A 23,782-nucleotide genomic window follows, 5' to 3' on the forward strand; every position below is an offset into this window, starting at 1 on the left:
CGCTCCACCGGTCACGCCGGTCTCCTCGGCGGGTGGGTCCGCGCCCGGTGGGAGGGCAGCACCGGCTACCGTCGTCGACCGGCCCGTTCCGGACGCGGACTGGAGGTGACGTGGTCGTCCTGGTGCCCGTCGACGAGCGGCTGACCGGTCCGGCCGCCCCGGGTCTCGCCGAGATCCGCACGACGGGGGTCGAGTCGCTGGTCGAGGCCGTGCTGCGCTCGGAGTCGGATGCGGGGACGGACCCGGGGTGGCCCGACGCGCCGTGCCGCGCGGGGACCGACGAGGTCGTCCGCCCGCGCACGTTCCTCGCCGTCGACCCCGAGGACCGCCAGGTCGTCGGCACCTGCGGGTTCCGCGGCCCGGTCCGCGCGGGCCGGGTGGAGATCGCGTTCTGGACGTTCCCGCCGTTCGAGGGCCGGGGCTGGGCCACGGCGATGACGCGGGCGCTGGTGAACCGGGCGTTCGCCGACCCGACGGTGCTGACCGTCGTCGCCCACACCCTCGCCGAGCGCACCCCGGCGGGCAGCGTGCTGACCGCCAACGGGCTGGTTCGCGTGCAGGCCCGGCGGCGCGACGAGTCCGGGCCCGGCGGCGCGGTGCGCGGGAAGGTGTGGCGCTGGGAGGCCCACCGGCCGACCCGCGCGGACGTGCCCGCCGCCGCCTCGTCCATCCGGCGCTGACGCGCCCGTGATCCTGCACCTCTGCACCCGCGACGAGCTCGCCGCGGCGCGGGCCGAGGGGGCCCGCCGGCCGCCGTCGCTCGACGAGGTCGGGTTCGTGCACTGCTCGGAACCCGGCACCGTGCACCTGCCCGCCTCGCGCCTCTACGCGGGCCGCACCGACGTCGTCGTGCTGGTCGTCGACCCGGCCCGGCTCGCCGCCCACGGCGTGACCGTGCGCTGGGAGCCCGGCGTCGGCCCGCAGGGCGGCGAGGATCCCCGCGGCCCCTGGTTCCCCCACGCGTACGGCCCGCTGGTGCTCGACGCCGTCGTCGCCGTGCACGACCTCGTCCCCGAGCCGGACGGCAGCTTCCGCCCGCCGCCGGCCATCGCGTCGCCCTAGCGGCCCGGGCTGACGCTCCGGGCGGATACGACGACGGCCCCCGACCGTGTGGTCGGGGGCCGTCGCCGTCGCGTAGCGGGGACAGGATTCGAACCTGTGACCTCTGGGTTATGAGCCCAGCGAGCTACCGAGCTGCTCCACCCCGCGTCGTTGCCCGTTGGCCCCGGGCCGGGGGTTCCCGGCGTCCGGGATCACTCCCGGCGCCGGTGTCGTAGCGGGGACAGGATTCGAACCTGTGACCTCTGGGTTATGAGCCCAGCGAGCTACCGAGCTGCTCCACCCCGCGCTGCGTTGTGCCTCCTACGGTACACGCCGCCTCCGGACGATCCGGGGGCGGGGGTGGGTCGCTCGCCCACCCCCGCGGCCCGGCCGGTCAGCCGCCGGCGGTCGCCGCCGGCGCCGCGCCCGTCGCGTTGCGGAACCGCTGGATCGCGGCGTCGAGGGCGGCCTCGGCGTCCCCGATGCCCCGGAAGTCCCGCGCCGCCTGGGCCTGCGCCAGCCGGTCGAGGGCGTCGTTCATCGCCGTGACGGCCTCCGAGAGCTCCGGGCTCAGCGTCTGGCCCGGGGCGCCGCTGGGCAGCGGGCCGCTGCCCGTGTTGGCGCCGGGCGCGGGCTGCGCCGGCTGGGCCTGCGTGCCGCCCAGGCCCGGCACCGTCAGGCCCGGGGGCAGCGGGACGCCCTCGAACGCGGCCTGCAGCGCGCCCTGCAGCGTCGGCGCGTAGCCGATGTCGCCGTTGTTGAACCGGGCGATGACGCCGAACAGCTGCGGGAACGAGGTCTGGGCGTTGCGCTCGACATAGATCGGCTCCACGTAGAGCAGCCCGCCCGCGACCGGGAGGGTCAGCAGGTTGCCGTACTGCACCTGCACCGGTGCGCCGGACTGGCGCAGCGGGAACAGGCCCTGGTTGACCGAGTTGCTGGTCAGCAGCTCGGCCTGGACCTGCTGGGGACCCTGCGGACCCCGCTGGTCACCGGTGAGCTGGGCCGGGAGCTCGAGCACGGTCATCTGGCCGTAGGTCTCCGGCTCCGAGCTCACCGACAGGTAGGCCGAGAGGTTCGGGCGGGACAGGGCCAGCAGCGTGCTGGTCATCTGGAACTGGGTGTCCGGCGGCGCGCCGGGCCGGGGGTCACCGCCGAGCAGGTAGTACGGCGGGATCGAGGCGTTGGCCTCGCGCGTCGGGTCCTCCGGGATGGTCCAGAAGTTCTGGGTGGAGAAGAAGTCCCTCGGGTTCTCGACGTGGTAGCGCGTCAGGAGCTCGCGCTGCACCTTGAAGATGTCCTCGGGGTAGCGGAAGTGCGCCCGCAGGCTCGGCGAGATCTCCGACGCTGGCCGGACGACGTCCGGGAAGACGCCCATCCAGGCGCGCAGCACGGGGTCCTGCTCGTCGACCTGGTAGAGCCGCACCTCGCCGCTGTAGGCGTCGACGGTGGCCTTCACCGAGTTGCGCATGTAGCCCGCCGAGCCGGCCGGGGTCGCCGGGCGCAGCGAGTCGGCGGTCGCCTGCCCGAGGTCGACCTGCTGGGCGTAGGGGTAGCGCGGCAGCGTGGTGTAGCCGTCGACGATCCACTGCAGGCGCCCGTCGACGACCGCCGGGTAGGGGTCGACGTCGGTGCGCAGCCACGGCGCGACCTTCTCGACCCGCTCCAGCGGGGTGCGGTTGTACATGATCCGCGACTCGCTGCCGATCGAGCCGTTGAACAGGATGTTCCGCTCGCCGTAGGCCGCGGCGAAGATCATTCGTTGGGCCCAGTTGCCGAGCGGCACGCCGCCGGGGCCGGTGTAGGTGAACGCGGGGCGGCCCGGGCCGTCGAACTCGCCGGGCGCGGAGCCCGGGTTGGCGCCGACGATCGCGTAGTCGTCGGCGCCGCCGACGAACTCGCCGTAGTAGATGCGCGCCCCGTCGGGGCTCAGGCCGAAGGGGCCGGGGTTGCTCGAGTCGCTGACCTCGAACTGCGGCAGCCCGCCCTGGCTCGCCTCGGCGTTGCTCGGGGTGTTCACCCGGTCCGCCGGCGCCGAGACGATGCCCTGGCCGTGCGTGTAGACGAGGTGACGGTTGATCCAGTCCTGCTGGTTCCCGATCAGGGCGTCGGGGTTGATCTCGCGGGCCGCGAGCACGAAGTCCTGGCGCTGCCCGTTCACGGTGTACCGGTCGATGTCGAGCTGCGGGGCGAACGCGTAGAAGTTCGTCAGCTGCTGCTGGACCGCGAACGTCCGGTTCAGGCGCGACGGGTCCTGGATGCGGATGTTGTCCAGCGTCGCCTGGCTGTTGGCGACGTCCTGCGGGGGCACCGTGGCGCTCCCCGCGGCCGAGGCGACCTGCGGGGCGTAGGGCACGACCCCGACGTTGTTCAGCGCGAAGGCGTTGCGCGTCGCGGTGATGTTCCGCGAGATGGACTCGGCCTCCCGGTCGATCGCGTTGGGGCGCACCGAGAACTGCTCGAGCACCGCGGGCCAGGCCGCGCCGACCAGCACGCTCGAGAGCACCAGCAGGGCCAGCGCGATCGCGGGGATCTGCAGGTTGCGCAGCACGACGGCGGAGAAGAACGCCGCGGCGCAGATCAGCGCGATGATGAGCAGGATGAGCTTGGCCGGCATCGCGGCGTTGAGGTCGGTGTAGGTGGCGCCGAAGAAGTTGGCGCCGCCCTCGGCGGCCTTGCGGTCGCTGAACAGCAGCTCGTAGCGGTCGAAGAAGTACGCCACGGCCTTGAACAGCACGAAGGTCCCGGCGAGCACCGCCAGGTGGGCCCGCGCCGCGGGGGCGACCGAGCCGTTGCGCCCGGCGAGCCGGATGCCGCCGAAGAGGTAGTGGGCGACGAGCGCGGCGATGAAGCTGACCGCGATCGCCACGAACAGCCAGCTCAGCAGCCACCGGTAGAAGGGCAGCTGGAAGACGTAGAAGGCGATGTCGTTGCCGAAGACCGGGTCCTGGATCCCGAACGGCGTCGAGTTCAGGAACAGCTGCACGGTCTGCCAGTCGGCCTGCGCGGACAGGCCGGCGATGAGCGCGACCACCGCGGGGATGCCGATCGCGAACCAGCGGGGCCGCGCCAGCACGACGGTGCGGTAGCGGGCCACCGGGTCGTCCGCGCCGGTGCCGGCCACGGGCACGAACACCGGACGCACCCGGTAGGCGATGACGAGGTTGAGCGCCAGCAGGCCGCCCATCAGCACCGCGGCGACGGCGAACTGCAGCACGCGGGTCCACAGGATCGTCGTGAACACGCCGCGGAAGCCGACCTCGCCGAACCACGCCCAGTCGACGTAGACGTCGACCAGACGGGCCCCACCGAGCAGCACGACGAGCGCCACCGCGCCGGCGATCAGCAGCGTCTTGGTCCGTCGCGACAGCTGGGGGGTCGCCGTCGGGGGCCGGTTGGCCACGGGGTCACACTCCTGGAGAACGAGGTCGTGCGCCGGCGCGTCCGGTCGCGCGGTGCGGACGCCACTCTACGAACACGGTGTGGGATCGCCGTGGCCCGGATGTCCGGATCCGCTCGTGCCCTGCTCGGAGGCTCGGTCGGCGCGGGTCCGGGCGGTGTCCCCGCGCTCACCAGCGACGTCGACGCTCCCGCCGGACGCTCAGCAGGGAACCGGCGGGCGTCCCTCGCGGACGGCCTCGAGCGCGGCGATCCCCTCCGAGAGCGTCCCCACGCGGGCGAGCTCCAGGCCCTCGGGCGCCGCGCCCACGGCCTCCGCGCAGTTCCCCGCGGGTACGAGGAACACGGTCGCGCCGTCCTCGCGCGCCGCGTCCATCTTGAAGCGGATCCCGCCGATGTCGCCGACGCGCCCGAGGGCGTCGATCGTCCCGGTGCCCGCGACCACGCGCCCGCCGGTCAGGTCGCCGGGGGTGAGCTTGTCGACGATCGCCGAGGCGAAGACCAGCCCGGCGGACGGCCCGCCGATGTCGCCCAGGCTGATCCGCACGTCGACCGGCGAGTCGACGACGTTGGTGGGCGTGATGCCGAGGAAGCCGCGCGGGTCGCCGTCGGGACGGGCCGCGGCCACCACGCGCACGTCGGTGCGCGGACCCGGCGCACCGAGCGGGCCGCGCTGGATCGTCACGGTGACGGTCTGCCCCGGCCGCGTCGGGGCCAGCGCGTCGACGACCTCCTGCGGTGTCGAGACCGGGCGCCCGTCGACGGCGACGATCCGGTCGCCGGGCGCGAGCAGGCCGGCCGACGGTGACCCGTCGAGCACCGAGCCGACCTGGACCGCGGTCGGGTAGCCGAGGTAGCGCAGCGCCGCGGCCTCGGCGTCGGTCTCGGACTGGACGAACTGGCGGGTGTTCTCCTGGTCGACCTGCTCGCTGGAGCGCCCCGGCGGGTAGACCGCCTCGCGCGGGAGCACTTGCTCCTGGCCCGAGGCCCACATCGCCATCGCCCCGAACAGCGTGACCTGTGTCGTCACCGCGACCGTCGTCATCCGCAGCTGCCCGGCGGGCGGGTAGACGGGCACCGGTCCCGTCACCTCGACGACGGTGCGGCCGTCCGCGCCGGCGCCGAGGACGTCGAACGTCGGCCCGTCGCCGAGGCCCACGAACGGGACGCGCACGGTCGCGCCGAGCAGGCCCAGCACCCCGGCCAGGACGAGTCCGAGCGCCAGGGTCGCTCGCAGCCGGGTCACGGCCGGACAGGGTAGTGATCCGGTGGTCGTGGGCGAGCGCGGGCCGGTTCCTGAGCGGCCCCTGTGCGTTCGCCGTGGGCGTGCGTCCCGGCGCCCGCCGGGCCCCCGATCAGCCCTGCGTCCGCGTACCGTCGACACCATGAGTGACCTGCCCTTCGGTTTCGGGCCGTCCGACCCCGACGACGAGTCCCGCCGCTCCGGTCCCGGCGGATCCGGCTCCGGTCCGGGGGGTCCCGGCGGGCCCATGGGCTTCGGCCTGCCCGGCATGGGTGGTCTCCCCGGGGGCCAGGGCGGCGCGGGCGGGTTCGACATGGGCCAGCTCGGGCAGATGCTCACCCAGCTCGGGCAGATGCTCAGCCAGTCGTCCGGGCCCGGCTCCGACGGGCCGGTGAACTACAAGCTGGCCACGCAGATGGCGCACCAACAGCTCGGCGCGGAGGGCACGCAGGCCCCGACCGAGGAGCAGCGGCGCGCGGCCGAGGAGTCGGTGCGCCTCGCCGAGCTGTGGCTCGAGGACGCGACGACGCTGCCGTCGGGCACCTCGCAGGTCGCCGTGTGGTCGCCGGCGCAGTGGATCGACACGACGATGCCCACCTGGCAGCGCCTGTGCGACCCGGTGGCCCGCCGCGTCGCCGGCGCGTGGGTCGAGGGCCTGCCCGAGGAGGCCCGCCAGATGGCCGGGCCGATGCTGGGCATGATCTCTCAGGTCGGCGGCATGGCGTTCGGCTCCCAGCTCGGCGCCGGGCTCGCGCAGCTGGCCAAGGAGGTGCTCACCTCCTCCGACGTCGGGCTCCCGCTCGGCCCGGAGGGCACGGCGGCGCTCCTGCCCGGAGCCATCGCGACGTTCACCGAGGGCCTCGACCGCCCCGCCGGCGAGGTGCTCGTGTTCCTCGCCGCCCGCGAGGCCGCACACCAGCGGCTGTTCGGGCACGTGCCGTGGCTGCGCCAGCGCCTGCTCGCCACCGTCGAGGAGTTCGCGCACGGCATCTCCATCGACACCTCGCGCATGGAGGAGCTCGCCCGCGAGGTCGACCCCACCAACCCCGCGTCGCTGCAGGAGCTCATGAGCTCCGGGATGTTCGAGCCGCAGACCACCGAGTCGCAGAAGGCCGCGCTGCGGCGCCTGGAGACCCTGCTCGCCCTGGTCGAGGGCTGGGTCGACGTCGTGGTCGCCGACGCGGTGGGCGACCGCCTGCCCGGCGCGGGCGCGCTCGGCGAGACGCTGCGCCGGCGCCGCGCCTCCGGCGGCCCCGCCGAGCAGACCTTCGCCACGCTCGTCGGGCTGGAGCTGCGTCCGCGCCGGCTGCGCGACGCCGCGGCCCTGTGGCGGCGGCTCACCGACGAGCGCGGCATCGCCGGGCGCGACGCCGTGTGGTCCCACCCGGACCTCATGCCCACCGCCGACGACCTCGACGACCCGACCTCCTTCGTCGGCGGGCGCGGTCGCGTCGAGGCCGGCGAGACGTCCGGCGAGGCGCAGAGCTTCACCGACCTCGACGACCCGCTCGCCCGCCTCGAGGCCGAGATGCAGGCCGAGGAGGAGGCGAAGGGGTCCGCCGACGACTCCGGCGACTCCGGCGACTCCGGCGACTCCGGCGACTCCGACGACTCCGGGGAGAGCGGCGAGGGCGGGCAGGGCGGCGAGGGCAGGGGCCCGTCGTCGTCGTAGGTCAGGCGTCCTCGGTGTCGTCGGTGCCCTCGTCGGTGCCGGTGATCTCCGGGCCGGCGCCCGCGGAGAGCCCCTCGAGGTAGCCGATGGCGCGCTCGCTGCGCGGGTAGGCCGCCTCGGCCGCCCGGAACGCGGGCCCGTGACCGGGCTCGCGCAGGTGCACCAGCTCGTGCACCAGCACGTGGTCGAGCACCCAGCCCGGCACGTCGCGGAGGCGCTCGCTGACGCGGATCGTGGCCTCGGCCGGCGTGCAGGACGCCCAGCGGGTGCGCATCGGCCGCGTCCAGCGCACCGACGCCGGGCGGGGCCACGGGCCGTCCGGGGCGATCGGGTCGAGGTGGGCGCGGGCGAGCGCGTCGGCCCGCGCGGCGAGGTCGGCGTCGCCCGCGCGACGGCCGGGCCGGCGGCGGGCGTCGCTGCGCTCGAGGCGGCGCAGTGCCTCGTCGACCCACCGCCGCTCCTCGGTGCGCGACATCGAGGCCGGGATGCTGACCACGACGGTCGCGCCCTCCCGCCGCCACGACACCGTGCGCGTGCGGCGGGCGCTGCGGCGCACCTCCACCTCGGGACGGGGCTCGCTCACATCGCGAGGGTAGAGAGCGGATCCGGAGGGGCTCCCGCTGCGTCCAAGACGGTGTGCTCCCAGCTCCCGTGATCCTCCCCGACCGGCCGCCGGCTCCCGTGCCGGCGGCGCGACCTCCCCTGCCCGCCCGACCGCGGCTGCGGCACCCGGCGCTGCACCGCGCGCCCGACGTCCTGCAGTTCGGCGTCGACCCGCCCGATGCGCTCGTCCTCGACGGCCTGACCCCGCCGCTGGCGCGGATGATCGACGCCCTCGACGGCTCCCGCCCCGTGGCCCGGGTGCTCGCCGACGCCGTCGCCACGGGGGCCTCACCCACCGCGGCGCGGGGCCTGCTCGACTGCCTGCACACCGCGGGCCTGCTCGCCGCGCCGGACGCGCCCGACGGGAGCCGCGCCCCGTCCCGGCGGCGGGTCGTGGTGCACGGCGGCGGACGGGTCGCGGTGGCGGTCGCGTGCCTGCTGGCCGCGGCCGGCGTGGGCCGGGTGCTCGTCGAGGCCGAGGGCACGGTCGTGCGTGGTGACACCGGCACCGGGCTGCTCCCCGACGACGTCGGACGGCCCGCCCGGATCGCCGCCGCGGAGGCCGTCGCCCGCACCGCGGGCCGCATCCCGCCCGACCACCGCCCGGGCGCCCGGCGCGCCGCCGCGGCGCGCGCCGATCTCGTCGTCCTCGCCGACGCCGCGCGTCCCGACCCGGTGACCGCCCAGCGGCTCGTCCTCGACGGGCGCCGCCACCTGCCGGTCGCGGCCGACGGCGGCGCCGGGACGGTCGGTCCCCTCGTCGTCCCCGGTCGCACGCCGTGCCTGCGCTGCGAGGACCTCGTGCGCGCCGAGGAGGATCCGGCATGGCCGCGCGTCGCCGCGGAGCTCGGCCGGCGACGGGACCCCGCCCCGGTGGCGCTGGCCGCGGCGACCGCCGCCCTCGCCGCCGCCGAGGTCCTCGCCCTGCTCGACGACGCCGGCCCGGCGTCGTGGGGCGCGACGCTCCGGCTCGGCGCGGACGGCACGCGCCACGACCGGGCGGTGCGCCGCCATCCCGCCTGCGGCTGCGACGTGATGGCCCGCCGGCCCGGCCCCGCGCCGCGGTCGATGGCGGCTCCGGAGGCCCCGAGAGAGGCGGAGGTCGCGCGACCTGGCCGCGCCGTCCGCGCGCGAGCGGGGGACAATGGAGATCGTGCCCGATGACATCCCCCGTCGGTCGGTCCAGCGATCGGCGCGGCTGGCCTCGCTGCCACTGGGCTTCGCGTCCCGGACGGCCGCGGGCTGGGGCCGGCGCCTCGCCGGGGGCGACCAGGGACAGATCTCCGCCGACGTCGCCCGCCGTGGTGCCGAGCAGCTCTTCGCGGTGCTCGGCGAGCTCAAGGGCGGGGCCATGAAGTTCGGCCAGGCCCTGTCCGTGTTCGAGGCCGCCGTCCCGCCCGAGCTCGCCGAGCCCTACCGCGAGGCGCTGACCAAGCTGCAGACCGCGGCGCCCCCGATGCCCGTCGCGCGCACCCACCGGGTGCTCGCCGAGCAGTTCGGGCGCGGGTGGCGCGAGCGCTTCCGCGAGTTCGACGACACCCCCGCGGCCTCGGCCAGCATCGGCCAGGTGCACCGCGCGGTGTGGCACGACGGGCGCGAGGTGGCCGTCAAGGTGCAGTACCCGGGCGCGGAGGAGGCCGTCATGGCCGACCTGCGCCAGCTGCAGCGCTTCAGCCGCATGGTGCAGCCGCTCGTGCCCGGCATGGAGATCAAGCCGCTGCTCGCCGAGCTGCACGACCGCATGGCCGAGGAGCTCGACTACCGCGACGAGGCCGACGCCCAGCGCACGTTCGCCGCGGCGTACGACGGCGACGAGCACATCACGATCCCGCGGGTCGTCGCGTCGGCGCCCAAGGCCATGGTCTCGGAGTGGGTGACGGGCACACCGCTGTCGGCGATCATCCGCGCGGGCGAGCCCGAGGAGCGCGACCGCGTCGGGATGCTGCTGGCGCGCTTCCACTTCTCCTCGCCGGCCCGGGTCGGGCTGCTGCACGCCGACCCGCACCCGGGCAACTTCCAGCTCCTGTCCGACGGGCGGCTCTGCGTGATCGACTTCGGGGCCGTCGCCCGGCTGCCCGACGGGCTGCCCTACGAGCTCGGGCACATGTTGCGCCTGGCCGTCGAGGACCGCGCCGACGAGCTGCTCGAGCTGCTGCGCGAGCTGAACTTCGTGCTGCCCGGGGTCGAGATGTCCCCGGACGAGGCGATGACCTACCTCGGGCCGCTGACCGACCCGCTGCGCACCGAGAAGTTCCACTTCACGCGCGCCTGGATCCGCGGGCAGGCCGAGCGCCTGGGCGACCTGCGACGCCCCGAGTTCAACACCGGCCGCGGGCTCAACCTGCCGCCGCAGTACCTGCTGGTGCACCGCGTGACGCTCGCGTCGGTGGCGGTGCTCTGCCAGCTCGATGCGGAGATCCCGCTGCGCTCGGTCTTCGAGCAGTGGCAGCCCGGCTTCCGCGCCTGACCCGACCCGGGGCTCCCGTGGTGGAGCGAGGGACGCCCTGGCTGCGTGACACGCAGCCAGGGGCTCCCTCGCTCCGACCTCGACGGTCGGGTCAGGCGACCCCGGCGGCCGCCCGGGCGGCGGCGAGCTCGGCGTCGCGGGCCAGGTCGGCCTTCGACGGCCGGCCCCGGGGACGCTTGCGGGCGATCACGGCACCCCGGTCGAAGATCTCTCCGCCCCAGACGCCGCAGTACTCCCGCCGTTCCAGCGCGCCCGCGAGGCAGGCGCGCCGGACGGGGCAGTCACCGCAGAGCACCTTGGCCCGCTCCAGGTCGGCGGGCGTGTCGGAGAACCAGAGGTCCTCGGCGGCCTGCCGGCACGGCAGGTCGGCGGTGGTGAGCGCGTCGAAGAGGTCGAGGTCGGGGATCCCGGATCCCGTCTCGGGGGCGGACGGGGGAACGGCGAGTCCGGCGGGGGACACGGTGCTACCTCCGGTTGGCGGGTCGGCGGGGGCCGGGAGCCGCGACAGGAGCGTCGTCACCTCGGGCGACGAAGGCCGCGGTCCCTGAGCGGGTCCGCGGCCTCGTGGGGTCGGGTGGGTTCCCGGGTGTCAGGGACCCCACCGACGGGGCGCGGACGTCCGCTGCGGGTCGGTCGGGAGCAGATCGCGCTGGCGCAGGCGGGAGCTCAACGGCTCCGACACCTGCTGCTCGCACACGACGACGCCGCGCAGCGGCATCGCGACGGTGTGGGAGCGCCAGCCCGCGACGTGGCTCCCGGTGCCCGCGAAGGTGACGATGCTCATCTCGACGGGCCCCCTTCCTGGTGCCACGTGGCGGTGTGCCGCCCGACCGGCAGCCTCGTGCGCCGGTGTGCGATCGACCGTAGGGGGAGGCCGCGCGTCGCGGCAACGCATTTTCCGAGAAGTTCCCGACCGGTTCGCCGAGCGCGGACGGCGGGTGCCGTCGGCCTACGACGCGTGCTCGCGCAGGAGGGTGAGCACCTCGGTGCCGTAGCGCTCGAGCTTCGAGGACCCGATGCCCGGGATGGCGACGAGCCCCGACGGGTCGTGGGGCCGCTGCTCGGCCAGCGCCATCAGCGTCGCGTCGGTGAACACGACGTACGCGGGCACCGAACGCGCCTTCGCCTCCGCCGAGCGCCAGGCCTTGAGGGCCTCGAGCAGCTCCTCGTCGACGTCGGAGGGGTGGGTGCTGCAGCGCCCGAGCTTCGCCGACGCCGGGTCGGGCAGCGGCTTGCCGCACAGCCGGCACACCGGCTTGCCCCGTGACCCGCCGTCCCCGCGGCCCGTGGGCACGCGCGCGGCCGGGTGCTCGTCGGGCACGAGGCCGTAGAGGAAGCGGCTGCGCCGCCGTGACCGCCGCCCGCCGGCGTTGCGCGACAGCGCCCACGACAGCCGCAGGTGCACGCGGGCGCGGGTGACGCCGACGTAGAACAGCCGCCGCTCCTCCTCGATCGCGGCGTCGTCGCCCTCGGCGTGCTGGATGGGCAGCGTGCCGTCGGTGAGCCCGACGAGGAACACGGCGTCCCACTCGAGGCCCTTGGCCGCGTGCAGCGACGCGAGCGTGACGCCCTGCACGGTCGGCGGGTGCTGGGCCTGCGCGCGGGTGGTGAGCTCCGCGAGGAAGGCGCCCAGGTCGGCGTCCGGCACGGTCGCGACGAGCTCCTCGGCCAGCTCGGCGAGCGCGCGCAGCGACTCCCAGCGCTGCCGTGCCGCGCCCTGGCCCGCGGCGCCCGCCGGGGGTTCGTCGGTGAGCCCCTGCTCGCCGAGGACCGCGCGGACCAGCGACACCATGCCCGCGCCGGTGGCGTCCTCGGGTGCCCGCGCGGCCGCGGTGCGCAGGGCGGCGACGGCCGTGCGGACCTCGGTGCGGCCGAAGAAGCGCTCGCCGCCGCGGACCTGGTAGGCGATGCCGGCGTCACCGAGGGCCTGCTCGTAGACCTCGGACTGCGCGTTGACCCGGTAGAGCACCGCGATCTCGGCGGGCGGCACGCCGTCGTCGATCAGCTCGCGGACCGCGACCGCCATGGCGGCGGCCTCGGCGGGCTCGTCGTCGTGCTCGGCGAAGTCCGGCGCCGGCCCGGGCGGGCGCTGGCCCTCGAGGCGCAGCCGCGACCCGGCGGCGCAGCCGCGGGCGGCGCCGATCACCGTGTTGGCCGCGGCCACGACCTGCGGGGTCGAGCGGTAGTCGCGCACGAGGCGCACGACGGTGGCCTCGGGGAACACGCGGGGGAAGTCCAGCAGGTAGGACGGGCTGGCCCCGGCGAACGAGTAGATCGTCTGGTTGGCGTCGCCCACCACGGTGAGGTCGTCGCGCCCGCCGAGCCAGGCGCGCAGCAGGCGGTGCTGCGCGGGGGTGACGTCCTGGAACTCGTCGACGACGAAGCAGCGGTAGCGCTCGTGGAACTCGTGGGCGACCTCGGGGTGCTCCTCGAGGGCTGCGGCGGTGTGCAGCAGGAGGTCGTCGAAGTCGAGCACCTCGGCGCGGTTCTTCAGCGACTCGTAGGTCGCGTACACCGCCGCCACCTGCTCGACGGGCGCGGGGACGTCGCGCCCGGCCCTCCCGGCGGCTCCTGCGTAGTCGTCGGCCGGGACGAGCGAGGCCTTGGCCCACTCGATCTCCGAGGCGAGGTCGCGCAGCGACTCGCGCGTGGTGGGCGCCCCGGCCCGCTGGGCGGCCTGCCCGACGAGGCGCAGCTTGCCGTCGAGGACCTCCCAGGGCGCCCCGCCGACCACGCGCGGCCAGAAGTAGCGCAGCTGGCGCAGGGCCGCGGCGTGGAACGTGCGGGCCTGCACCGGCGGGCGCCCGGGCCCGTCGACGCCGAGCGCGCGCAGGCGGGTGCGCATCTCCCCCGCGGCCCGCGCGGTGAACGTGACCGCGAGTACCTGGCCGGAGCCGACGTGGCCGGCCCCGACGAGGTGGGCGATGCGGCGGGTGATCGTGCGCGTCTTGCCCGTGCCGGCGCCGGCGAGCACGCACACCGGCCCCCGCGGCGCCAGCACCGCCGCGCGCTGCTCGGGATCCAGCCCCGCCACCGCGTCCGACCCCGCACCCCCACCCGCACCGTCGCCCCTGCCCACCCCGCCATGCTCTCAATCCGGACCGACGTCCGGGGCCGGGACGGGCCCGGCGCCGAAATGTCCATGACCACTGTCGGACCCCTCTGTCACGGTGTCGGGGTGCCACCTGCCATCGAGGCCGAGGGTCTCGTCAAGCGCTTCGGCGCCACCACCGCGCTCGCGGGCGCGAGCCTGTCCGCCGCCGAGGGCACCGTGCTCGGCGTGCTGGGTCCCAACGGGGCCGGCAAGACCACCGCCACGCGGGTGCTCGCGACGCTGCTCACCCCGGACGAGGGACGGGCCCTCGTGGGCGGCCACGACGTCCTGGTCGAGCCGCACCGGGTGCGCAGCCTGATCGGCCTGACGGGCCAGTACGCCGGGGTCGACGAGGCGCTCACCGGCACGGAGAACCTCGTGCTCATCGCCCGCCTGCTCGGGCAGCGCCGCGGGGCCGCCCGCGCCCGGGCGGCCGAGCTCCTCGAGCAGTTCGGGCTCACCGACGCGGGCGGTCGCGCGGCACGCACCTACTCGGGCGGGATGCGCCGCCGGCTCGACCTCGCGGCGTCGCTGGTCGGCCGCCCGCGCATCCTGTTCCTCGACGAGCCCACCACGGGGCTCGACCCGGCGAGCCGCAACGAGCTGTGGGGCATGGTCCGCACGCTCACCGACGACGGGGTCACGGTGCTGCTCACCACGCAGTACCTCGAGGAGGCCGACCAGCTGGCCGACGACATCGTCGTCATCGACCGCGGTGCGGTGGTGGCCACGGGCACGCCGGACGACCTCAAGGCGCGCGCCGGCGCCGCGGTGCTGCAGATGCGCCCCACCGCGCCCGAGCAGGTGCCGATCGTGGCGCGCGTGGCCGGCGAGGTCGCGGGCGCGGCGCCGACGGTGGAGCAGGGCACGGTGTCGGTGCCCGCCGGCGACGAGGCGCTCATGCCGGCCGTGGTCCGCCGGCTCGACGACGTCGGGGTGCGGCTGGCCGAGCTGACCCTGCGCCGCGCGACGCTCGACGAGGTCTTCCTCGCGCTCACGGGCCACCGCGCGGTCACCCAGGACGACGCCAAGGAGGCGGTGTGAGCACCATCCGGGATCTGCCGGACACGGCGGCGCCGACGGTGCGCGCGGGCGACCCGCCGCGGCGCGTCACGCCCGCGCAGTGGGCCGGCCAGTCCGTCACGATGGCCTGGCGCAGCATCGTCCAGATCAAGCACAACCCCTCCGAGCTGCTCGACCTGTCGATCCAGCCGATCATGTTCGTGCTGCTGTTCACGTTCGTGTTCGGCGGGGCGATCAGCGGCTCCGCGGACGACTACCTGCAGTTCGCGCTGGGCGGGCTCATCGCGCAGAACGCGCTGTTCCTCACCATCTACACGGCCACCGGCCTGGCCACCGACCTGCAGAAGGGCACCTTCGACCGGTTCCGGAGCCTGCCGATCGCCCGGTCCGCGCCGCTGACGGGGCGCATCCTCGGTGACGTGCTGCGCCAGCTCTGGTCGCTGGTCGTGCTGCTCGCGATCGGGGTGGTCCTCGGGTTCCGCATCACCACGAGCCCGCTGGCCGTGGTCGCCGCCTTCGGCCTGCTCGTCGCGTTCAGCGTGGCGTTCTCCTGGACGTCGGTGCTGCTCGGCGTGCTCGCGCGCGACCCCGAGAAGGTTCAGATCTACGGGTTCACCGTGCTCTTCCCGCTGACCTTCGCCAGCAACGCGTTCGCCCCGACCCGGACGATGCCGGGGTGGCTGCAGGCGTGGGTGTCGATCAACCCCGTGTCGCGGATGGCCGACGCGCTGCGCGGGCTGCTCGTCGGCGGGCCGGTCGCGGCCAACGCGGTCGCGACGCTGCTGTGGGGCGTCGCCTTCGCGGCGGTGTTCGGCCCGCTCGCGGTGTGGGCGTTGCGCACGCGGGTGTGAGCCCCTACCGGGTCCGGCGCCGGTACTGGCCGGGCGTCTCCCCCGCCAGGCGGGCGAACTGCCGGGTGAAGGCCGGCTGGTCGTGGAAGCCGCACGCCGCCGCGATCTCGGCCAGCGGCACGCTCGTGCCCGTGAGCAGGGCCCGCGCGTGGTCGATCCGGGTGCGCAGCACGAACTGTGTCGGCGCGAGCCCGAACACCCGGCGCATGCGCCGCTCGAGGGTGGAGGTGGAGCAGCCGGCCGCAGCCGCCATCTCCTCCACCCGCGGCGGCCGGTCCGGCCGGGACGCGGCCAGCTCGACGGCCCGGGCGAGCGCGGGCAGGCCCGGGTCGGAGTCCTCCGGGCTGCGGAGATCCTCCGACACGCTGACCACGCCGACCACCGCGTCCGGGCCGTGCACCGGGATCTTCGTCGTGACGTACCAGCCGGCGGTGCCGCGGCCGCGGCGGATCAGCTCGAGCTCGTGGCGCAGGGGGCGCCCCGTGGCCAGCACCGCGGCGTCCTGCTCCTCGTACCGCTCGGCCAGGGCGGGGGCGAACAGGTCGCTCGCCCGGCGACCCACGACGGCCGCCCGGGTCCGCTCGTTCGTGCGGCGGACGAACGCCTCGTTGACGTCGGTGTAGCGGCCCTGTGCGTCCTTCGCGCAGAACATCACCCCGGTGAGCTCGCCGAACAGCTCGAGCAGGGCCTCGGTCGAGGGCGGGGCTGACGGCGGGGCGGGCGGCGGGGCGGGCGGTGGGGCGGGCGGTGGGGGCACCCGCCGAGCATGCCCCTGCCGCGCCGGGCCCGAGCGGTGGCCGTGGTGCCGATCCCGCGGCCGGAGCGCCGAATCCGGACAAGACCCCGCCGGGTGGTCGGGGCCACCATGGACCCATGACCGAGCAGCTCGCGCCCGTCCCCGGGAGCACCGGCGGCATCCCCGACGACCTCGTCGAGCGGGCGGTCGCCCGCGCCGACCAGTGGGCGCGCGCCGGGGCCGCCGCGACGGGCGACGACCCGGGGCCGTCGGCGCAGCTCGCGGCGCTGATGCACGACCCGGACGGCGTCGACTTCACCCTGCGCTTCGTCGACCGTGTCGCCCGTCCCGAGGACCACGGCGTCGCCGCTCGCGAGCTCGCTCGTCTCACCGGCCCCGGCGCGCCCCTGCCGTCGTTCGTCGGCGGGGCGGACCGGGCGCTGCTGCGGGCCGGCGCGGTGCTCGCGCCCCGGGCACCGCACGTGGTGGTGCCGCTCGCACGGCGTCGGCTGCGGCAGCTGGTCGGGCACCTCATCGTGGACGCAGGCGGCCGCGGGCTCACGCGGCGGCTGCAGGAGGCCCGCGACGAGGGCTTCCGGCTCAACCTCAACCTGCTCGGCGAGGCGGTGCTGGGCGAGGACGAGGCCGATCGGCGGCTCGCGCGCACGATGGACCTGCTGCGCCGCGACGACGTCGACTACGTGTCGGTGAAGGCGTCGTCGGTGGCGAGCCAGCTCGTGCCGTGGGACCTCGAGGGCAGCCGTGACCGGCTCGTCGAGCGCCTCACCCCGCTGTACCGGCTGGCGCGGGAGACGGGGTCGTTCGTGAACCTCGACATGGAGGAGTACAAGGACCTCGACCTCACGGTCGCCCTGTTCACCACGCTGCTGGCGCGGCCGGAGTTCCACGACCTCCCGGCGGGGATCGTGCTGCAGGCCTACCTCCCCGACTCGGTGGGAGCGCTGGAGGAGCTCGCGGCGTTCGCCCGCGAGCGGGTCGCCGCGGGCGGGGCGCCGATCAAGGTGCGGCTGGTGAAGGGTGCCAACCTGTCGATGGAGCAGGTCGACGCCGAGCTGCACGACTGGCCGCAGGCCCCGTACCCCACCAAGGCCGAGGTCGACGCGAACTACGTGCGGCTGCTCGACCGCGCGATCGGCGGTGACCTCACCGACGCCCTGCGCCTCGGGGTCGCGAGCCACCACCTGCACCACGTCGCCCTGGCCGTCGAGCTCGCCGCCGACCGCGGGGCCGAGCGTCAGCTCGACGTCGAGATGCTGCAGGGCATGGCGCCGGCGCAGGCCCGGGTGGTGGCGCGCGACGTCCGGGAGCAGCTCGTGCTCTACACCCCGGTGGTGCACGCCGGCGACTTCGACGCCGCCGTCTCCTACCTCGTGCGCCGCCTCGAGGAGAACGCGTCGCCGGAGAACTACCTCTACGCGCTGTTCTCGGACGCCGGCCCGGCGTCGTACGAGGAGCGGTTCCGCGCGTCGGTACGCGACCGCGACGCGGTGCCGGCCACGCCTCGTCGGACGCAGGACCGCGCGACGGAGACGCCGACGATCCCGGGGACCTTCCGCAACGAGCCCGACACCGACCCCTCGCTCGCCGCCAACCGCGACTGGGCCCGGCGGGCGATCGGCGCGCCGGTGCCGCGGGTCCGCGAGCCGGAGCTCACCGACCCCGACGCCGTGGACCACGTCGTCGACCGGGCCGCCGCGTCCCCCTGGAGCGAGCGCTCGCCCGGCGAGCGGGCGGCCGTGCTCCGCGACGCCGCCCGGGCCCTCGTCGCGGCTCGCGGTGAGCTGCTCTCGGTCATGGTCGGCGAGGCGGGCAAGACGATCGCCGAGGCCGACCCGGAGATCTCCGAGGCCGTCGACTTCGCGGCCTACTACGCCGACCGGGCCGCCGAGCTCGAGGGCGCGCCCTTCACACCCGACCGCGTCGTGGTCGTCACCCCTCCTTGGAACTTCCCGATCGCCATCCCGCTCGGCGGGTGCGTGGCCGCGCTGGCCGCCGGGGCGTCCGTGGTCATCAAGCCGGCGCCGCAGGTGCGGGCGTGCGCCGAGGTCGGCGTCGCCGCCCTGCACCGCGGCGGCGTCCCGGCCGACGCCCTGCAGCTCGTGCACACCGACGAGGGGGACGCGGGGCGCCGGTTGATCACGCATCCGTCGGTGGACCACGTCGTGCTCACCGGCGCGTCGCAGACCGCGGAGCTCTTCCGGTCGTGGCGCCCCGACCTGCGCCTCGTCGCCGAGACCAGCGGCAAGAACGCGCTGGTGATCACCCCGAGCGCCGACCCCGACCTCGCCGTCGCCGACCTCGTCCGCTCCGCCTTCGGCCACGCCGGGCAGAAGTGTTCGGCCGCGTCGCTGGCGATCCTCGTCGGCTCGGTGGCCTCGACGCGCACGCCCGCCGGCCAGCGGTTCCACCGCCAGCTCGTCGACGCCGTCCGCACCCTGCGCGTCGGCCGGGGCACCGACCCGTCGACGACGATGGGCCCGCTCATCGGCCCGCCCGACGAGAAGCTGGAGCGGGCCCTGACCCGCCTGGACCCGGGCGAGCGGTGGCTCGTCGAACCCCGTCGCCTCGAGGACACGCTCTGGACACCGGGGGTGAAGGAGCCCGTGGCCGCGGGCTCCTGGTTCCACCGCACCGAGTGTTTCGGCCCGGTGCTGGGGCTGATGCACGCGGCGACGCTCGACGAGGCGCTCGAGCTCCAGAACGCCACCGGCTACGGGCTCACCGGCGGGCTGCACGCACTCGACCCCGACGAGATCGCCCACTGGACCGCGCGGGTCGAGGTCGGCAACGCCTACGTCAACCGCCACATCACCGGCGCGATCGTCCAGCGGCAGTCGTTCGGGGGCTGGAAGGGCTCGGTCGTGGGACCGGGCGCCAAACCGGGCGGACCGAACTACGTCGCCCAGTTCGGCACGTGGCACGACGGTCCGCTCGAGGCGCTGGCGTCGGCACCACTGTCCACGCCGGTCGCGGACCTGCTGGCGACGGCGGCCCGGGAGTCGGGGCCGGACGACCTGACGTGGCTGCGCGCCGCGGCCGGGTCGGACGCCGCGGCGTGGCGCGACGAGTTCGCCGTCGAGCACGACCCGACCGGCCTGCGGGCGGAGGCCAACGTGTTCCGGTACCGGCCGCTGCCGTCGCTGCGGGTCGTCGCGGCGCCCGACGTCGCACCGCGCGACGTGCTGCGGGTGCGGCTGGCGGCGGCGTGCGCGGGGGTGCCGGTGACCGTGGTGGGCCCCGACGTCGACCCGGGCCCGGCGGAACGGCTGCGGGTCGTGGGCACGGCGCCCGACGCGCTGCGCCGCGCGGCCGCGTCGGTCGGCGCGTCGCTGGTCGACACGCCGGTCGTGGCCGACGGGCGGCGGGAGATGCTCACGGTGCTGCGCGAACAGGCGGTCAGCCGCACGCGCCATCGCTTCGGTCACGTCGAGGACGCGGGCGGCGCCGTCCCGGACTAGATCGTCGGCACGACGCGTTGTACGGGACATGGCGCAGATGACGATGTACACGACCAGCTGGTGCGGTTTCTGCCGTCGGCTCAAGATGCAGCTCGACCGCGAGGGCATCGGGTACGACGAGGTCGACATCGAGCGCACTCCCGACGCCGCGCAGATCGTGATGCAGGTCAACGGCGGCAACCGGACCGTGCCGACCGTCGTCTACCCCGACGGCACCGCCGCCACCAACCCCACCTTCGGCGAGGTCAAGTCGACCCTGGCCCGCGTCGAGGCCGCCTCCTGACGCACCCCGTGTGACGGGACGAACGCGCTGTTCGCTGCTTCTAGGCGTACGAACAGCGCGTTCGCTGCGTCCGGGGGGCGCGAACGGGACCGGGGTGCGGGCGGTTCAGCCCGCGGCGGCCCAGGCCTCGAGCATCGCGCGGGCGATGGACACCCCGCCGGGCAGGATGAGCTCGCGGCCCGAGCCCGCCTCGAACGCCGTCCCGCCGACGCCCCGTGCGCTCTGCCGTCGCCCGTCGCGGTGCGACCACTCCCCCGCGGCGAGGGCCTTCTGCAGCTCCGCGCGGGTCACCCAGCGCGCGCTCTCGATCTCGCCCTCCTGCAGCTTCAGCGGCTGGTCGGGGTCGGCGACGGCCGCGAACCCGATCATCAGCGAGCGCGGGAACGGCCACGGCTGGGACCCGAGGTACGAGATCGTGTGCACGTCGACACCGACCTCCTCGGCGCACTCGCGCGCCACGCACGCCTCGAGCGACTCCCCCGCCTCGACGAAGCCGGCCAGCACCGAGTAGCGGCCCGCCGGCCAGATCGGCTGACGCGCGAGCAGCACGCGGGCATCGTCACCCACCGCGCCGTCGTGCACCAGGCAGATCATCGACGGGTCGGTGCGCGGGTACTCCTCGTGTGCGTTGGCGGTGCACAGCCGTGCCCACCCGGATTTGACCGCGTAGGTCGCCGACCCGTCGCGGGCGCAGAAGCGGCTGCGGTCGTGCCAGTTCAGCAGCGCCACCGCGGTGGTCAGCAGCCCGGCGCCGCGGGCGTCGAGGTCGGCGCCCGACGAGCGCAGGTCGGTCCAGTTCTCGTGGTCCGGCCCGCCGCCGCTGCGCGCCCACTGCTCCTCGGTGAGGAACCCCGAACCGGCGTCGTTGCTCTCCGCCTCGGTCGGGTCGGGCACGCGCAGCGCCCAGTACGCGGTGCCGTCCTCCTGCCCGAGCAGCACCGCGCCGTCGGGGACCGCGTCGCCGATCGCCGGGGTCGCGGCGAGGGTCAGCGCGAGCGTCCCGTCGTCGCCCCGCTCGACGGGCGTGCGCCCGTGCGGGTCGACCAGCACCACCCGAGCGTCCGGCCACAGCGCGTGCACGTGGTCGGGGTCGACGCGCAGCTGCTCGCGCCGGTCGACCGTCGAGCGGGAGAGCGCCGGGTCCGCGTCGAGGTGGAACGCGGCGCGCAGGTCGGGGCCGGCCGTCCCGGTCACGGGGTCTCCACCCCGCCGAGCGCCCGCAACCCGTACCCGGCCCGGGCGGCGTCGGCGACGACCACGCCGGTGAACGCGGTGGGGGCGAAGAACTCGGCAGCGGCCGCGGCGACCTCGTCGGCGGTGACCGCCTCGATCCGCGCCGGGTGCTCGCGCACCCACGACGACGAGAGCCCGTGCGCGGCCAGCGCGGCGACGGTCGAGGCGTAGCCGGCCTGGGTGGTCATCGAGATCAGCAGCGAGCCGACGAGGTAGCGCCGCGCCGACTCGACCTCGTCCGCGGTCGGCGGCACCACCGCGAGCCGGCCCAGCTCGTAGCGCGTCTCGAGCAGCGCCGGCGCGGTCACCTCCGAGGCCACGTCGGTCTCGACCACCAGCACCGCGCCGTGCGGGTCCAGCTCCAGGCTCGACGACGCGTGGTAGGTGTAGCCCTTGTCCTCGCGCAGGTTCTCCACCAGCCGGGACGAGAAGTAGCCACCCAGCGCCAGGTTCGCCAGCTGCAGCGCGGCGTACCGCGGGTCGGTGCGCCCGACGGCCGGGGCCGACAGCCGCAGTTGCGACTGGACCGCGCCCGGCCGGTCGACGAGCAGCAGGTCGCGGGCCGTGAGTGCGGGCAGGGCCGGCAGCTCCGCGGCCCGCCCACCGGTCCACCCGGCGAGGGCCCGCTCGACCCGCGACACCGCGTCGGCCGGGTCGAGGTCGCCGACGAGCACGAGCACCGAGCCACCCGGCTGCAACGCCGACGCCTGCAGGGCGCGGACCGCGTCGGCGGTGACGCGCGTGACCTCCTCGGGCCGCGGCATCTCCCGCGTGACGGGATGGGCGCCGTAGCGGCGCTCCTGCAGCGCTCGACGGGCGATCACCGACGGCTGCGCAAAGGCCAGCTCGATCCGCTCGACGAGCCGCGCGCGCTCGCGGGCCAGCTCGTCGTCCGGGTGCGTGGCCGAGAGCAGCAGGTCGGCGAGGACGGCGAGCAGCGTGTCCGTCCCGTCGGCCAGCGCGTGGCCGGAGACGGTGAGGCGCTCGGGGTCGACCGAGAACCCGAGCTCCCCGCCCACGCCCGCGAGCTCGTCGTCCACGGCGACCCGGCCGCGGCTCGCGGTGCCCGAGAGGATCGTCGTCGCGAGGACCTCGGCCACCGCGGCGTGGTCGGACTCCTCGCGCCCGCTGGTGTCGGCGAACGGGACGCGCAGGCGTAGCTCGACCATCGGCACCTCGGCCCGACGCACCGCGATCACGCGCAGGCCGGAGTCGAGGACGGTGTCGACCTCCTCGGGCGCGGGCACCGAGCGCTGCGGACCGAGCGGGGGCAGCGGGCGCGGGCCGGCGGGGGTGCTGCCGATCTCGTCGGCGCCGCGTCGTGTCGAGGTGCTCGTCACGCGGCACCCCCGGGCGTCACGGTGAGGACGGCGCGGGCGTCGGGACGCAGCCGTCCGGCGGCGTCCGCGACGGCGGCCGGCTCGACCGCGGCGAGCAGGCCGGGCAGCTCGTCGGCGAGCTCCGCGCGGCCCTGGACGAGCTCGGCGGCGCCGAGGGCGAGCATGCGGCTCATCAGCCGGTCGTGCTCCCGGTGCAGCGAGGACGCCCAGCGCGCGGTGACCCGGCGCAGCTCCTCGGCGTCGGGGCCGTCGGTGGCCAGGCGCGTGAGCTCGTCGTCGACGGCCGCGGTGATCCGCTGCGGGTCGACGTCCCCGGGGTGCACCGCCGTGATCGTGAACGTGTCCGGGTCGCGGGCGTCCAGCGGCGCGCCCATCAGCCCGCAGGAGGCCGAGACGTCGGTGACCAGCTCGTCGCCGTAGACCAGGCGCTGGGTCAGCCGCGCGGCCTCGCCGTCGGTGAGCAGGCTCGCGAGCACCGCGTGGGCGAGGTAGCCGTGCAGGTCGGCACCGGGGTCGGGCAGGCGGTAGCCGAGGGCGAGCGCGGGCAGCGGGGCGTGCGCGTCGGTGACGGCGTCACGACGCTCCCCGTCGGGTGCGGGCTCGGCGAAGCTCGGGCGCGACGGCACCGGGCGCGCGGGGATGTCGCCGAAGTGCTTCTCCACCAGCGCCGCGGTCTCGTCGGGGTCGAGGTCGCCGACGACGGTCAGCACCGCGTTGCCCGGCGCGTAGTAGGCGTCGAAGAAGGCGGCGGCGTCGTCGAGGTCGGCCTGCTCGAGGTCGGTGAAGTCGCCGTAGCCGTTGTGGGCGTTCGGGTAGGTGTCGTAGAGCACCGGAGGCAGCAGGATCCAGGGGAAGCCGCCGTAGGGGCGGTTGAGGACGTTGAGCCGGATCTCCTCCTTGACCACGTCCACCTGGTTGCGCAGGTTCTCCGCGGTCAGTTTCGGCGCGCGCAGACGGTCGGCCTCGAGGAACAGCGCGCGCTCCAGCGCCGCGGACGGCAGGACCTCGAAGTAGTTCGTGTAGTCCTGATGCGTCGAGCCGTTGAACACGCCGCCCGAGGACTGCACGTGGCGGAAGTGCGCGAGTTTCTCCAGGCTCTCCGAGCCCTGGAACATGAGGTGCTCGAAGAGGTGGGCGAAGCCGGTCCTCCCCTCGGGCTCGGAGCGGAAGCCGACGTCGACGTGGACGGCGACACCCACCACCGGGGCGGCCGGGTCGGGCACCAGGAGCACGCGCAGCCCGTTGTCGAGCTCGCGGCGGTGCAGCCCCTTCTCAGTGCCGTGGGGGGCGGTCACGCTGGAGGTCACACGGCGAGACC

19 protein-coding genes and 2 tRNA genes are annotated in these 23,782 nt (G+C 75.6%); 9 read left to right on the forward strand and 12 right to left on the reverse strand.

Annotation, left to right across the window (positions count from 1 at the left end):
- The first annotated feature begins 110 nt into the window (after positions 1-110).
- Entirely contained in the window at positions 111-680 is a 570-nt protein-coding gene (locus C8D89_RS16365) for a GNAT family N-acetyltransferase (protein ID WP_165825746.1), read from the forward strand.
- A 7-nt stretch (positions 681-687) separates the two neighbouring features.
- Positions 688-1,062: a DUF952 domain-containing protein gene (locus C8D89_RS16370; protein ID WP_116709199.1), complete on the forward strand. Its 375-nt coding sequence runs from the start codon at positions 688-690 to the stop codon at positions 1,060-1,062.
- A gap of 73 nt (positions 1,063-1,135) precedes the next feature.
- Here the strand turns inward: C8D89_RS16370 and C8D89_RS16375 are convergent.
- From C8D89_RS16375 to C8D89_RS16390, 4 genes are all read right to left on the reverse strand, one after another.
- Positions 1,136-1,209: transfer RNA gene (locus tag C8D89_RS16375), tRNA-Met, on the reverse strand.
- Positions 1,210-1,274: 65 nt separating this feature from the next.
- Positions 1,275-1,348 (reverse strand) — tRNA-Met (locus tag C8D89_RS16380).
- A gap of 87 nt (positions 1,349-1,435) precedes the next feature.
- Complete coding sequence (locus C8D89_RS16385; RefSeq protein WP_116709200.1) at positions 1,436-4,444, reverse strand: UPF0182 family membrane protein; 3,009 nt, start codon at positions 4,442-4,444, stop codon at positions 1,436-1,438.
- Positions 4,445-4,642: 198 nt separating this feature from the next.
- Positions 4,643-5,686 carry a YlbL family protein gene (locus C8D89_RS16390; protein ID WP_243418158.1) on the reverse strand — a complete coding sequence of 348 codons (1,044 nt, stop codon included), beginning with the start codon at positions 5,684-5,686 and terminating at the stop codon, positions 4,643-4,645.
- A 139-nt stretch (positions 5,687-5,825) separates the two neighbouring features.
- On the opposite strand from C8D89_RS16390, the gene C8D89_RS16395 reads away from it, so the two are divergent.
- The gene (locus C8D89_RS16395; protein ID WP_116709202.1) at positions 5,826-7,355 is read left to right on the forward strand and encodes a zinc-dependent metalloprotease; all 1,530 of its coding nucleotides are present in this window, start codon (positions 5,826-5,828) and stop codon (positions 7,353-7,355) included.
- A gap of 1 nt (position 7,356) precedes the next feature.
- Here the strand turns inward: C8D89_RS16395 and C8D89_RS16400 are convergent, their stop codons facing one another.
- Complete coding sequence (locus C8D89_RS16400; RefSeq protein ID WP_116709203.1) at positions 7,357-7,938, reverse strand: M48 metallopeptidase family protein; 582 nt, start codon at positions 7,936-7,938, stop codon at positions 7,357-7,359.
- A gap of 68 nt (positions 7,939-8,006) precedes the next feature.
- Here C8D89_RS16400 and C8D89_RS16405 point away from each other — a divergent pair, with 68 nt between their 5' ends.
- Both C8D89_RS16405 and C8D89_RS16410 read left to right on the forward strand, forming a co-directional pair.
- A complete protein-coding gene (locus C8D89_RS16405; RefSeq protein WP_116709204.1) occupies positions 8,007-9,122 on the forward strand; it encodes a ThiF family adenylyltransferase in 1,116 nt (371 codons plus the stop codon).
- Positions 9,103-10,425 (forward strand): ABC1 kinase family protein, encoded by a 1,323-nt coding sequence (locus C8D89_RS16410; protein WP_116709205.1) that lies wholly within the window; start codon positions 9,103-9,105, stop codon positions 10,423-10,425. Before C8D89_RS16405 ends, C8D89_RS16410 begins: the two co-directional genes overlap by 20 nt.
- A gap of 91 nt (positions 10,426-10,516) precedes the next feature.
- Here C8D89_RS16410 and C8D89_RS16415 read toward each other — a convergent pair whose 3' ends face one another.
- The 3 genes from C8D89_RS16415 to C8D89_RS16425 form a co-directional block, all read right to left on the reverse strand.
- Positions 10,517-10,885 (reverse strand): WhiB family transcriptional regulator, encoded by a 369-nt coding sequence (locus C8D89_RS16415; RefSeq protein WP_423717082.1) that lies wholly within the window; start codon positions 10,883-10,885, stop codon positions 10,517-10,519.
- 129 nt (positions 10,886-11,014) lie between these two features.
- A complete protein-coding gene (locus C8D89_RS16420; RefSeq protein ID WP_116709206.1) occupies positions 11,015-11,209 on the reverse strand; it encodes a hypothetical protein in 195 nt (64 codons plus the stop codon).
- Between the two features lie 165 nt (positions 11,210-11,374).
- Positions 11,375-13,504: an ATP-dependent helicase gene (locus tag C8D89_RS16425; RefSeq protein ID WP_243418160.1), complete on the reverse strand. Its 2,130-nt coding sequence runs from the start codon at positions 13,502-13,504 to the stop codon at positions 11,375-11,377.
- Positions 13,505-13,603: 99 nt separating this feature from the next.
- Between C8D89_RS16425 and C8D89_RS16430 the strand changes: the two genes are divergently transcribed.
- Positions 13,604-14,563 (forward strand): ATP-binding cassette domain-containing protein, encoded by a 960-nt coding sequence (locus tag C8D89_RS16430; protein ID WP_116709208.1) that lies wholly within the window; start codon positions 13,604-13,606, stop codon positions 14,561-14,563.
- Complete coding sequence (locus tag C8D89_RS16435; protein ID WP_207787262.1) at positions 14,560-15,393, forward strand: ABC transporter permease; 834 nt, start codon at positions 14,560-14,562, stop codon at positions 15,391-15,393. Before C8D89_RS16430 ends, C8D89_RS16435 begins: the two co-directional genes overlap by 4 nt.
- Before the next feature lie 4 nt (positions 15,394-15,397).
- Here the strand turns inward: C8D89_RS16435 and C8D89_RS16440 are convergent, their stop codons facing one another.
- Positions 15,398-16,150, reverse strand: coding sequence for an AraC family transcriptional regulator (locus C8D89_RS16440; RefSeq protein ID WP_243418161.1), 753 nt, complete (start codon positions 16,148-16,150; stop codon positions 15,398-15,400).
- Between the two features lie 116 nt (positions 16,151-16,266).
- On the opposite strand from C8D89_RS16440, the gene C8D89_RS16445 reads away from it, so the two are divergent.
- The gene (locus tag C8D89_RS16445) at positions 16,267-19,608 is read left to right on the forward strand and encodes a proline dehydrogenase family protein (RefSeq protein WP_116709209.1); all 3,342 of its coding nucleotides are present in this window, start codon (positions 16,267-16,269) and stop codon (positions 19,606-19,608) included.
- Positions 19,609-19,645: 37 nt separating this feature from the next.
- Entirely contained in the window at positions 19,646-19,891 is a 246-nt protein-coding gene (locus C8D89_RS16450) for a mycoredoxin (protein ID WP_279323388.1), read from the forward strand.
- Between the two features lie 105 nt (positions 19,892-19,996).
- Here the strand turns inward: C8D89_RS16450 and nudC are convergent, their stop codons facing one another.
- Genes nudC through C8D89_RS16465 form a run of 3 tightly spaced genes read right to left on the reverse strand, consistent with a single transcriptional unit; the run spans position 19,997 to position 23,771 of the window.
- Positions 19,997-21,085: an NAD(+) diphosphatase gene (gene nudC, locus C8D89_RS16455; RefSeq protein WP_243418162.1), complete on the reverse strand. Its 1,089-nt coding sequence runs from the start codon at positions 21,083-21,085 to the stop codon at positions 19,997-19,999.
- Positions 21,082-22,464 (reverse strand): M16 family metallopeptidase, encoded by a 1,383-nt coding sequence (locus tag C8D89_RS16460; RefSeq protein ID WP_116709211.1) that lies wholly within the window; start codon positions 22,462-22,464, stop codon positions 21,082-21,084. Before C8D89_RS16460 ends, nudC begins: the two co-directional genes overlap by 4 nt.
- Positions 22,461-23,771, reverse strand: a complete 1,311-nt coding sequence (locus tag C8D89_RS16465; protein ID WP_423717083.1) for a M16 family metallopeptidase — start codon at positions 23,769-23,771, stop codon at positions 22,461-22,463. Before C8D89_RS16465 ends, C8D89_RS16460 begins: the two co-directional genes overlap by 4 nt.
- Positions 23,772-23,782 lie beyond the last annotated feature (11 nt).

Source organism: Actinomycetospora cinnamomea, assembly GCF_003096675.1.
Taxonomy (GTDB): Bacteria; Actinomycetota; Actinomycetes; order Mycobacteriales; family Pseudonocardiaceae; genus Actinomycetospora; species Actinomycetospora cinnamomea.